At 45.1% G+C, this 12,500-nt stretch carries 10 protein-coding genes and 1 riboswitch; of the genes, 3 read left to right on the plus strand and 7 right to left on the minus strand.

What is annotated here, in order from left to right; all coding sequences use genetic code 11:
* The first annotated feature begins 676 nt into the window (after positions 1-676).
* The 3 genes from Q1Q15_RS17685 (at position 677) to Q1Q15_RS17695 (ending at position 4,790) form a co-directional block, all read left to right on the plus strand.
* Positions 677-3,694, plus strand: coding sequence for an alpha/beta hydrolase (locus tag Q1Q15_RS17685; protein WP_300462911.1), 3,018 nt, complete (start codon positions 677-679; stop codon positions 3,692-3,694).
* Between the two features lie 112 nt (positions 3,695-3,806).
* On the plus strand, positions 3,807-4,376 hold the full coding sequence (locus tag Q1Q15_RS17690) for a cohesin domain-containing protein (RefSeq protein WP_300462913.1): 570 nt from the start codon (positions 3,807-3,809) through the stop codon (positions 4,374-4,376).
* Positions 4,377-4,395: 19 nt separating this feature from the next.
* Positions 4,396-4,479, plus strand: a riboswitch (cyclic di-GMP riboswitch).
* 116 nt (positions 4,480-4,595) lie between these two features.
* Positions 4,596-4,790, plus strand: a complete 195-nt coding sequence (locus Q1Q15_RS17695; RefSeq protein WP_300462915.1) for a hypothetical protein — start codon at positions 4,596-4,598, stop codon at positions 4,788-4,790.
* On the opposite strand, the gene tnpB is transcribed toward Q1Q15_RS17695, so the two are convergent.
* The 7 genes from tnpB to Q1Q15_RS17725 all read right to left on the minus strand — a co-directional run bounded on the left by tnpB (position 4,770) and on the right by Q1Q15_RS17725 (position 12,474).
* The gene (tnpB, locus tag Q1Q15_RS25525; protein WP_363321014.1) at positions 4,770-4,904 is read right to left on the minus strand and encodes an IS66 family insertion sequence element accessory protein TnpB; all 135 of its coding nucleotides are present in this window, start codon (positions 4,902-4,904) and stop codon (positions 4,770-4,772) included. The two genes, Q1Q15_RS17695 and tnpB, sit on opposite strands and share 21 nt — an antisense overlap.
* Positions 4,905-4,911: 7 nt before the next feature.
* The gene (locus Q1Q15_RS17700) at positions 4,912-5,484 is read right to left on the minus strand and encodes a sulfotransferase domain-containing protein (protein ID WP_300462918.1); all 573 of its coding nucleotides are present in this window, start codon (positions 5,482-5,484) and stop codon (positions 4,912-4,914) included.
* Positions 5,485-5,587: 103 nt separating this feature from the next.
* Positions 5,588-7,354 (minus strand): fatty acyl-AMP ligase, encoded by a 1,767-nt coding sequence (locus tag Q1Q15_RS17705; protein WP_300462921.1) that lies wholly within the window; start codon positions 7,352-7,354, stop codon positions 5,588-5,590.
* Positions 7,355-7,460: 106 nt separating this feature from the next.
* Positions 7,461-8,939, minus strand: coding sequence for an MFS transporter (locus Q1Q15_RS17710; protein WP_300462923.1), 1,479 nt, complete (start codon positions 8,937-8,939; stop codon positions 7,461-7,463).
* A gap of 81 nt (positions 8,940-9,020) precedes the next feature.
* Positions 9,021-9,911: an SDR family oxidoreductase gene (locus tag Q1Q15_RS17715; RefSeq protein ID WP_300462926.1), complete on the minus strand. Its 891-nt coding sequence runs from the start codon at positions 9,909-9,911 to the stop codon at positions 9,021-9,023.
* Positions 9,912-10,033: 122 nt separating this feature from the next.
* On the minus strand, positions 10,034-10,840 hold the full coding sequence (locus Q1Q15_RS17720) for an alpha/beta hydrolase (RefSeq protein ID WP_300462928.1): 807 nt from the start codon (positions 10,838-10,840) through the stop codon (positions 10,034-10,036).
* A gap of 23 nt (positions 10,841-10,863) precedes the next feature.
* Positions 10,864-12,474 (minus strand): alkaline phosphatase family protein, encoded by a 1,611-nt coding sequence (locus tag Q1Q15_RS17725; RefSeq protein WP_300462931.1) that lies wholly within the window; start codon positions 12,472-12,474, stop codon positions 10,864-10,866.
* Positions 12,475-12,500: the final 26 nt, after the last annotated feature.

Below are 12,500 nucleotides of genomic sequence, written 5' to 3' on the forward strand. Positions count from 1 at the left end.
TTGGCCTTCTTTTGGCTCTTCTTTCCGGGCTGAACCTTCAAATACCAACGCCCCTTTTTCCAAAAACAGGGAACTCGTTTAAAGGTGAATCCCAAAAAGTCAAACTCGGCCAGATGCCTGCCAATATTTACCACTCGTGTCTTCTTCTCATTGAGTGCAAGCCCTTCTGACTCTATCTTTTTCTTGAACCAGATGAGCTGTTCTTCCTTTGCACTATCCCCAATTCGTATTGTTCCTTAGGCAACTTTCCCGCAGTTCCTTTATTGCTTGATGCTGACTATATCCAGGGCGAAAGCCATGAGAAAAGGCATAGATATACAGGTACATGCCCTGGTATAGGAAAACCGCAATAATAAAATTTTCGAAGCTCTATACAGGGCCTGCACTCTCGATCATGCCCGGCTTATGACTCCCGTTGCCGGGTTTACCCTCGGACTTCTCTACTGATCTGCTGACTATGCTTTGACCAGGTGGAATCTGCATCCACTGGGTAACAAATTACTGGGGTTCGTTTACCCTCCTTCCCAATGTTTCGGTTTTATCTTGACGCAATGCGCGGGTTTTTTATTAGGTAAAACGGGGCTATGGGCGAGAGCCATTTTGAGGATCTTTGGCCGTTTTCGATCCGGTCCACTATCCCTCTTCACCTGAAATAAAACCATAGGAGACTGTACCAATGTTTAGATTCAAAGCAGCTGTATACATGAGCCTACTTCTTTTCACCGTTGTCATGACCGGAACGGTGGGAGCGGTCCCAAATCCAACTCAAGATTCAACATATCCTAACGTCTTTTACGGGTCGATACCCGCACAATCCCATTTACCAGCGGATGTAGGCTTAAACGCTCCTGTGCTGGCTTTTATCCACGGAGTCAGCGGTACGGCTATGTCATGGTGGGTAAATAACAACATGTATCAGAAAGCTTATGATGGGGGTTTTCGTACAGTGTTTATTAGCCTCAACCCAGACAACACGCCGAACCAGGAGAGCATTGCATCAAATGCTGCGATGTTGCAAACGCTTCTTCCACACATCGCCACGCATTACGGTGTTCAGGAAATGTATGTGATTGGTCATTCCAAAGGTGGAGTGGATATTCAAGGCGCTATGCTGGATCCGGGCATTGCTGACTTGGTACGGGCCGTATTTACCATATCTTCTCCCCATCAGGGCACGGAACTGGCAGATTGGGCATATGATAATCCGGTCATCTCCGAACCTCTGAACCTGTTGAACCCAGCAGTTAAAGATCTACAAACGGAGAACATGGCAGCATTCAGGTCCAAGGTAGATCCTATTCTCAATAATTACGGAATACCATTTTACACTATTAGTGGCACTGTTTACGAAGGCCACCCTATTACGGAAATTACAGGCAAAATCCTAAAAGCGCTGGTACCTGGTGTAATAAAATCAAAAAGTAACGATGGTTTTGTTACGGTTAGTCGCACATGGCTGCCGGACACATACGCCTCGGAATTGGATGCCATCCCGTTCAATCACTTCCACACGGACTCGGGAGGAACCACCTTTCAGCAAATCCAGGGGAGGATTCGGGGGCTTGAATTTGCATTTAAAGAGTTTGACCGGGTTGCTTCTGCCGGTTTTTCAGATTTTGGAGGTGACTCGCATAATTCATGGATCTGGTCGGCCAAATGGTTTAATGGTGCCTTATACGTAGGGACAGGACGCGAAATCGAGTGTACAAGCCTACTTGTTTCCGATGTCAACACCGGAACCTCCTGGTATACGTTGAAAGTTTTAGGTGGAAGTTGTCCGGATATCAATACGTACTTGAATTCCCTGCAGGCTGAAATTTGGCGGTACACGCCAAGCGATGGGGAATGGAGAAGGGTGTACAAATCTCCGAATTTGAGCATTTCGAATACGGATCCCCAAGGCAACCTGATAAGTTATAATACCGCACGGGACATTGGCTACCGAGGCATGGCCGTGTTCGAGGAAGAAAATGGAGAGACGGCTCTGTATATTGGTGGAGTTACATCCGGCGCTGTATTCGATCCATATCCATTCGGTCAGGACGGTTTTCCTCCTCCCCGTCTTCTTCGGACGACCGATGGTATAAACTTTTCCGAGGTGCCCCAGGACCCGAACACATTCTTGGGGGAAATCGGCAATACGCTCATCGACGAAAAAACGAAATTTCGTTCCTTTCGTTCACTAAGGGTATATAATGGAACCCTCTTTGCAACACTATCCGATTTCATTGGATCCGGTGTTATTATCGCATCCGCAAACCCGTCAGCGGGAAACGACGCGTGGCAACAGGTTAGCCCACCTAGAGAAGAGTTTCCTGTCTGGATAATGGAAGTTTTCAACGATTATCTTTATGTAGCCACTGGATTAACTGAACAACAGGACCCAACCAATCCAGGGTATGGGGTCTACAAAACGAAAGCCAGCGGAGAGATCCCATACACATTCATCCCCGTTGTGGAAAATGGTGGGTACCAGAGCCAAGAGGCATTCCGGTCACCGAATGGTTTGAGCATAGCTGAATTTAATGGTCAGCTTTACATGGGAACAAACCGGCCAACGGAACTGATTCGTATCAACCCGGATGATACCTGGGACCTGGTCGTCGGTGAACCGCGGGACACACCTGACGGCCATAAATCCCCGATCAGCGGTTTTGGTAACGGTTTTTGCAATGGATTTAACGGTCACTTTTGGCGCATGGCAAGTGATGATGACTATTTATACCTGGGCACCTGGGATTGGAGCACAATGTTTATGGGGACAGCACCTTTATTTTTACTAAACCGTGCTTTTACAGAGCAATATGGTTTTGATCTATATCGGTCTGCGGACGGGATTCACTGGGATATGATGAGCCTATCGGGGATGACCACTCCGGATTCAACTGGTGTCCGGAGCCTTGAGCCCACGCCTTATGGCATGATGCTGGGCACCGCCGGCGGGAATCGGCTCGGTGCTTCGGTTTTTCAAAACATAGGCGGGGAAGGCGGGGCGTTTCCTGCCCCGGAAAAACTAAAGGCCGCCACCATATCTGAAGTAGGACAGGCCACTCAACTTACTTGGGATAGCGTGCCGGGTGCTTCACGTTATTTTCTATATCGTACAACATTAATAGCATTGGAGGAACTTTTCAAACAGTCCGACGCCAATGTAGAACTTGTAGATAAGAATGGAGATGTAGTCAATGCAACGCTCGATGATATCGTTGCAGGGAAATATGATTACCTGTGCGATGGTATAGTGGGTGATACGACGGCATGTGCGGCATTACAGCAACTTCAGACGATGCCAGTCAGCGAAGAGGCTGTCACAGTTGCCACGCATCCATTTCTATTCCCCGTTGGCTACCAGCTCATTGCGGTTACCGAAAACACAACTTATTCCGAATCGGCACCCACAGATCTTCAATCCATTTATTTTGTTCGTGCTGAAAATAGCGTGGGTGACTTATCAGTACCTTCTAATATAGTCGCAGCACCGTCCAAGGCAAACCCCTCTGATGTAATAGCAAAAGGAGATCTTGATGGTGACGGAGATATAGACATTGATGATATTAATGTCATTAAAACGCTCGCAAACCAGCCAGCAAGTGCTAATCCTGATGCGGATATAGACGGTGATGGAATTATTACAGTAATGGATGCAAGAATGTTAATGATGGACTGCACATTACCCAGGTGTGCTAGACCATAAATCATTAATTGACACTATTGTCCAAAATTTTGTTTTTTTAGCACTGGTTTTAAGTGGTCTTATATTCTGTAGATATTGTTTTTTGACTTAACTTTTTTAAAAGGAGAAATGTATGAGAAATGCTCTCAAACTAATTCTAACTGGATTTTTAGCTGTATTGTTACTTTATGGCTCATCGTATGCGACAACGATTGATTTTGTTCCCGTTTCGGCATCTATTGAGTTGGGTGGATCTATTGATGTTGATATTGTTATTTCAGGATTAAATACTGATAATCTTGCAGACTTCAGCCTTGATGTTAATTATGATGAAGCTATCCTTTCTTTCACAGGATACTCCCTTGGAACTGAACTTATTGATCCTGTTTGGGGACAAGATGATTGGAGTGACGGTGATAAGGGTGGAGGACTTATTAACATTTCTGAATTATCTTGGTTGATGGATTTCAGCCTGCAACCAGACGCTTTCGTTCTTGCTACAGTTTCATTTGATGGAATGGGTGTTGGAACAAGTGCATTATCTATATCCAATCTCGTTCTTGGTAACGACAATTTAGAGCCGATATCAGCAGGCGTTAATGGTGGAAGCATTGATGTCGTACCAGAACCAACTACTATGCTGCTTTTTGGGATTGGTCTTTTAGGTCTTGCGGGTGTTAGTCGTAACAAGAGGGTTCTATAATTTAAATTTGTTGATGTAGTGTAGAAAAAGCCAAACCAGTTGAAAAGCTGGGACTGAAAGCCACGGGTCTTAAAGACGTTTAAGAGAAAGCCGGGTTGCCTTTGAGGTAACTCGGTTTTTAAATTTCAACATAAGTAACTTATTTTTCATAACCATCAAAATCAGGGAATCATGTTAATAATAAGTCAAACCATTAAATTTTATTGTAATAAGGAGAAAATGATGGACATTAAAAAATTGAAAAAAAGAGGCGTAATACTGTCAGTTTCGTTTCTTTTAATCATTTCATTTATTACTTCTGCGACCGCTCTGGAAAAAATAGATTTAGAGGTAATGTTTGTCCCCGATGAAGGGCTTTCAATATACTGTGTCCTTCCGGTGAGCCTGCGTGAATTATTTGTGTCCCTTCGGTAAACCTGCACAGGCTTGTCCGTCATAGGATAAGATTTTAATAGCGGTTTTCCGGCGATTTAAAAATACAAAGAGATATCCTGAAAATGGATTTGAATTTAAAACCGTTCGACACAATCAGGTATTAACGACGCTGCCTGTAAAGCGTTTTATCGACACACCCTGCCATTTTATGAATATCAAGAGTTCTGCCCAGAAATTGCTCGATACTCTCCACCTGATTGATAGAATCCTCTAAAATATCGCTGTAATTTACATACAAAACATCCATGGAGGGATTCGAGGCTATCCAGCCTTGGATCTCTTTCAGATGCTGTTGAAATATTGTTGCAAGTTTTTTGTCACTTATACTGTCTGTTACTTCCCCCCTCCTTATAAGCATCTGTTGTTGTGAACAAAGGATTTCATCCATATTTCTGTGCACAAATATCAACTTGTATTGAAATTTATTGGGTAATTTTTTTAAAAGTTTACTTATTATTTTAATTCCCTTCCCCCGGACCTCCTTAAGAAAAGAGTCATCCTCCTTAAGCCGTTTTACACTTTCAGCTTCATAGTAACCCCTGGGATTATCTTCATCAGCTTTTCTCATTTTATCCGTAAAAATTTCCATCCCTCCGGCTTCAAGTATCTGCATCATCATCGAGGTACCGGATCGAGGTATTCCGGAAACAACGGTTATATTATCGGGTATCATCTTATCTCTCCTTAATATCTGGACCGTTTGCAGTGATATTAATTTTGTACAGCACTATTTGGTTGGATGTATTGATCTTGGTGACAATCACTTAGAGATCCGCCTATTCCATCTCGTTGTTCATAGAAAACCGATCCCTCATAAATGCCTTGGCGTATCCCCAATAATTCATAATTTTTCGTTCTCTACCCCGGGACTGAATACTCCCATCCAGATACCAGAGTCGGGTTTGAAATCTCTGAATTTTACCGGAGGATGTCTTGGGAAGCGTACGGGGAGGAACCAGCACGACCTTGTTCGGTTTGCAGTTTGTCTCTTTTGCGACAACCTTTATCAGTTGATTGGAAAGGTCTTTGGTTGAAAGCCCCTTGATTATTTCAGCGACAAGGATGACACATTCAGTTCCTCTTTCCGGGTCATTAATACTAAAGACACATACGCCTCCGGGCCGGACTCCGGATACTGAATATGCAGCAGCCTCAAGTTCCTCCGCAAAATAATTCCGTCCCGCTTTAATAACCATGTCTTTTTTACGGCCTGAGATATAAAGCTGTCCCCCCCGCATAAAGCCCATGTCTCCAGTGCAAAGCCAACCATCCCGAAAAACATTCGCTGTGACCACAGGATTATTAAAATATCCTGCCATTACTGAAGGGCCTCGTATAACGATCTCTCCTTGCCCGCCCTCTTCGAGGGGTACAAATTTCTCACCCATGATAGCCACTTCAACACTCTCAAGCGGGCACCCCATACTTACAATCTTCCTTCCCTTTTCTATAGAATCTGTACAGACCGCTTTGCCCTCTGTTTCGAGCATTCGGTTATCAAAATTCTCTATTGTGGGAGGGGTCTCCAGGTCTGGAAACGAAACCGCAAGGGTATTTTCCGCAAGCCCATATGCCGGCAAAAATGCCTGTGGGCAAAACCCCATAGGTTCATAGCGGTTGCTGAAGTTTTCAATTGTCGAGGCATGAATAGGTTCGGCACCACAGAGTGCGATTCTCCAATTGGACAAATCCACCCCTTCAAGATCGACATCTCTGATCTTGTGGGCCGTAAGGTTGTAAGCGAAATTAGGGCCTGCGGTGAACGTAGCGTGATGATTTGACATGATACGTATCCATCTGGCCGGTTTTCTTAAAAAATCAATAGGAGACATTGCCACAAGGGGAATACCCCAGTAGAGGGTTCCCATCATAAGGCCGATCAGCCCCATGTCATGGTACAGGGGAAGCCAGCTGACTGCCACATCTTCGGAAGATGGTCTGAGCATCCTTCCAATTGCCCGCAAATTGGCCAGAAGATTTGCATGGGTCAGCATCACCCCTTTTTGGCTGCCTGTACTGCCGGATGTATACTGAAGGAGCCCCATATCATCAGGTCTGGCTGATCGATCTGGTTTGACCGGTTTAGAATAGTTGTTTCGGGAAATCAAAAAAGAAATCCGGTGTCCGTTTATCCTTTCAACCGGGCGGATCAAGGGTCGGATTAACCCATTGGTGACCAGGACTGAGGCGCCACAGTTATGGATAATGTTTCCAAGGCTTTTCAGGTACTCTTCTATCCGTGCCAATCGCATGGGGGGATAAAGAGGTACCGGTATGGCACCGGCCTGGAGTATCCCCCAAAAAGCCTCGTAAAAAGCTTTTTCCGTGGGGAGTATCAAAAGGATCCGGTCCCCCGGGCGTACGCCTGTCTTCAAGAGTTCTGCAGACCAGCAAATTGCTCCCTCCAAAAGTTCCGCATAGGTCAGCTTGCAGGCTATTTTATCCTTTGAATAAAGAGTAAGCCAGGTTGAACCTCCAGACAGTTCCACCCTTTTTCTAAGGAATTCATTCAATGTTTTTGTTTTTGGCAATGGGTCGAACATAATTTCCCTCCAAGTGGTTGAAACGTTAAAGCTGATTGAACGACCATTAAATGGTGAAATTAGCATGTGCCTGCTTGTTGTTATTCTCCATGGTTTATCCAAAAAATTATTTTTTTAACATGCCATCCTTCGATAGTTCCAACTGGATAGAAAGGACCTTGTGTCGATCAAGTGAATAACGTAAAATAATGAATGCCGCCGCTGCCAGCAAAAATGCTGGCAGCAGGCTATAAATCATTCCTATGCGACTGACGGTTATGGCAGATGGCTGCAGCCCCGGAACAAAACCGGCAAACCAATCGATTAAGAAACCTGTGATAAAAATGGATGCACCGGCTGCGATCTGCTCTCCGAAATTGAAAAGCCCAAAAAAAATGCCTTCCCGGCGACTGCCGCTTATCAACTCATCTTGATCGGCAATATCGGCAATCAGTGATGCAGGAATGGTCCAGAAAACGCTGGCAAAAAAACCGGCTAAACCATTACCAACACAAAGAGGAGGCATGCTGCCTGTGCCCAAAAGGTGCCCGTCTCCGAGGAAAAGAAATGCACAACTCATAACCATTGCAGTGGATAGAGTGCCTAAAAAATATAATCGGCTTTTCTCGATGGTTTTTGAAATGTTCATCCAAAATACAACCCCCGCCAATGCTCCGATATAAAAAGAAAAATGAAAGATGCTTATCGCCGTACTTCCGGTTATTTCCACATAATATGTTAAAAAATAGATAGACAGAGTGGCGTTAACAACAATTCCGATAAAAATAATTGAATAAGAAATAAAAATAATTCTAAACGATTTATTTTGCCAGGCAATTAAGCAGTTATCAAAAAAATGACGCAGTTTTTTGTTCTGTGCTTGTAACACAGGATTATTTTTTTTATACGAAAGGGTCCCGAACGTGCTGAGAAGCCCAAGTGAGGTCATCAGAAGCCCCGAAAATAATCCCATTGCCCAATAGCCGTCCACGTTCATCTTTGGATCGCCCTGCAAAGTTTGGGGAAAAAAAAGTGAAAATGACAGTACCACAACTGTAACGGTACCCAATAACCCGGCCATACCTCGGATACCTGTAACCGAAGTTCGTTCGTGATAATCTGTACTCAATTCTGCCCCTAAAGCATAATAGGGTATGCTGTAAATGGATGTGCTGGTACGCACCATTAAATTTGTTACAAGTAGCCATGTAAACAGAGCTCCGGTTGAAAGAGCGGCAGGTGGGCTGAAAAAAGCCCAGAAAGAGATACCCATAAAAGCCGCACCAATCACCATGAAGCTGTGTCTATTGCCGATCCGGCTTTGGGAAGTGTCCGACATTGTACCAATAACAGGGTCAATAACCGCATCCCACAACAACCCAACTGCGGTAGCAATTCCCACTAATGTTCCTGAAAGGCCCATTACCGTATTATAGAAATAAAGGGAAAAAATCCCAAATAGAATTGTCTTGATAGAATTGGGGATTTGACCGATACCATGCAGAATTTTTACCCAAAGGCCAAGTTGGGTAACCGATCTGGATGGGTTATTTGTAACTTTTAGTTTCATATCTTCGTTTTTACTATTTATATATGAAAGAACCATGCAAGCCTATAGAATCTTTCATCCTTTGTTGTGCGTAGCCGGCCGTATGCAATGCCATGCAAGAAATTCCCAAAATTATAACTATCTGAATGCCTTACGATATCCAGTCACTCGACGTACCGCTTCCCCAAAATAAAGCCTATCAAAAAGTTTATGTGGTAGGTAGCGCCGCAGCAAAACGACCAGGCCTGCACGATACCCGACCATGTATCTTAATGACGGGCGCCTGGCGGTTAATGCGTCATAAACTTTTACTGCAACATGTTCAGGTGTTGTCGGTGAGGATTCCACTAATTTATCAGCAAGTATTTCAGACTTACGAAACCATTCAGAATAAAGGCTCCCAGAATCATGTGCGCCTTTTGCGTTGCCCCGATTTATGCCCCAGCGCTCTGTCTTTATAATGGCCGGTTCGATCAAACTGACATGAATTCCCAGAGGAGAGAGCTCCTGGGACAAAGATTCTCCAAACCCTTCTTGGGCAAATTTTGTTGAGCAATACGCACTGACACCCAATGATCCGATCAGGCCGCCCACGGAGGTAATAATCAGGATACGCCCCTTCCCGGCAGACCGCATGTAAGGCAGCACTGCTCTGGTTACAGCCATTGTTCCGAATAAGTTCACATCAAACACCTTATGTATTTCCTCTTCGGAAAGGTCCTCAAAATACCCCCGAAGCCCAATGCCAGCATTGTTGATCAGGGCAAAAATTTCACCGGTCTGTTCTATAATCGTTTCAAGGGCCGTGCTAATACTGTTCCGGTCTGTAATATCCAGCTGCAGGACCTCTATTTTAAGCCCACGTTGCATGGCTTTCGTGTCGATAAGGTTCCGACGGCTCAAATCACGCATGGTCGCATAAACATTGAATCCCTGTTCCGCAAGATAGAGGGTGATTTCCAATCCAAGCCCTGTGGAAGCACCCGTAACAATAACACTTTTTCTGTGACCCGTTTCATTTTTAACCATGTGGATTATACTCCCCAACCCATTATAATTTAAGCTTTATATGACATACTGCTCCGGTATGAGCATCATATTTCATGTTTTGTTGTACGCAACTACCTGGAAGGCCAAGCTGCACACGGCCGTTATAAGAATTCCCTCAGATATCCCAGTGCCATTTCCGGATTTTCCAGGGGACCGTAATGATCGTCATCCGGCAGGAGAGCTGTTTTTACGCGGGGAACATGATCCCGCAGATATTTGTATGTTACAAGGAAATGAGATTTTTGACCGTACAGGGCAAGGGTAGGGCGTTTGATCTTTTTTACCTTGTCAATGGTCATTCCCGCTACCTTTTCGTAATCCTTAACGATGGTGGTTTTATCAAGCAATCTGAGAATAGAGTTATTCTGACGGGGACGTCCCTTGCAGGGGCCGTAAACAATTGGAATATGAACGGTCTGCCTGAGCATATAATCAATATCATGCCATTTATCACGGGGTACATGGATCCCGAACTCTTCCAGTCTTTTTGCCCAGTATGCCCACCCCTCCCAGTTCTTGCTTTTCCGCCAATCGATCAAGGCAGCGATATTAGGTTCTATGGCAAACACTTTATCCACCCTTTCCGGATACAGTAACGCAAAATGCATTGCCACGTCAGCTCCCCAGCTGTGCCCAAAAATACTCGTCTTCTCAATGCCCGTAACATCCAGCAGCCCTTTGACATCTTCTGCCATATCTGCTGTGGTATAACCTGTGGGAGGCGCATCACTCCTGCCGTGACCACGCAAATCCAATGCAGTAAGCCTGAAATCGCTTCGCAGCCTGGAGACAACATGCAGAAACCAGACAGCCAGGTTTCCGCCTAGGCCATGAATAAGCAATAATTCCGGACCTTTACCTACCTGCAAGTAATGAATACCAACACCCTTCACATCAGCTATTGTCATAATATCCCCTTTAAAGGCAATGATTATTCTATATACCCCAACGCCCTCAACCTTTCCGCCATCGCAGCCTCGGCCTCTTCATCATACACCATCCGCTCAGATTCCTCCCAGTGGACCGATTCTCTTATCTCAAAATCTCCGGAATCTTTAACCGGATTTGCTTGAAGATAGGAAACCTCAAAGATTTCAGACGGCATGCGTCCTTCCATCTGTTTTGGAATTTCCATCCCCAGGGTGTAGAGAATCAAGGGTGCAACGTCCAGGATTGAAACAGCATCCACACTCTTACCCTGACAAACACCTGGCCCCCTTGCCATAATCACCCCTTCCATTCTATGGGTGCCGGCAGTTTCATCCCGCTGTCTTACCGGCTCATCAGAATTGAGAATCGATATCAACCCCCCGTCCCCAAGGATCATGGTAAGATCCGGAGCAAGTTCCGTGTAAGGACCGTTAAATGCCTCTTCTCTTGTCCAGACTCTTGATACCACTGCTTTTCCCGTAACCGGGTTAGTAACTCCGTACAATTTTTCAACCAATTCATCACGAAATTGCTTATATTCCGTCAATGCTACACCGTTTTTATGGTCTTTATCCTCCATGACAATGTGAATGCCGTTGCTGCTCGGTGTAGAGGCATATGCCAGGGTTTTTTCCCAGTCAATCATATAAACGTGTTTCGACAGTTGACTCATGCCAAGACCCCCTGACCGGTTTTCTTTGGATTTCCCCTTTTTAGCCCATGAAAGATAACCGTTTTGCGCAAGCCAAGAGTTGACAAAAAAGGTTTGTGTCTGTGCGCCGAAACCATGATCCGAAGCCATAATAATCCTAGCATCAGGTCCGGCCAGTTCATTAATCTCCAGGAGTATGCGATCCAGTTTTGAAAAATATTCAAGACAGAGATTTCGAATGCGCTGTTCCTGGACGGACATATCCCCGTTCAGGTATTTCGGCGATAGAAAACGCCAGCACAGGTGCTGAATTTTATCCACGCCGTCAAACAGTATGGCGGTTAATTCACAAGGATCCTTACGCATAAGGTACTTTAGGATGTTCATCCACTGTTCTTCCCTGCCAATGTGCATCCTGATCCACTCCTCATATTCATCCAGTCGGCACCCCTCAAGTGCCTTTTCCTCATGGGACATGTCCATGGCAAGTTCCCGCGCGTTAAAACCGGGGAGAGCCTTGACCCTTTCGTAAAGATCTTCAGGATGACAACCCAGCCGTATCTGCCGCCAGGTCATCCAGCCTCCGGAAATAACATAGCCGTTGATCTCAGGCGGCGGCATCATCAGGGGAAAATTCAATGTCGTAATCTTGGCATTCTGTCGATCTGCAATGGACCAGATCGTCTCAGATCGGACATCGTGATGGGTGGTAAAACGAATATGCAGCCCCCCTTTCTCCTTTTGAAAAAAATCAAAAATACCATGGTTTCCGGGGTTGACTCCTGTCATTAAAGATGTCCATGCCGGAGGTGTCAGCGGCGGGATCACAGAAAGCAAGTTTCCACGGACACCCGATTCCACAAATTCTTTCAGAAAGGGCATGGTTCCGTCCTGCATCAGGGGATCAAGCAGATGAAACGTGGCACCATCCAATCCAATTAAAATACTCCGGTTCTTCATTTTTTTCCTCCCTTCAATGTGAAATT

It is taken from the genome of Desulfobacula sp., assembly GCF_030145145.1.
Lineage (GTDB): Bacteria > Desulfobacterota > Desulfobacteria > Desulfobacterales > Desulfobacteraceae > Desulfobacula.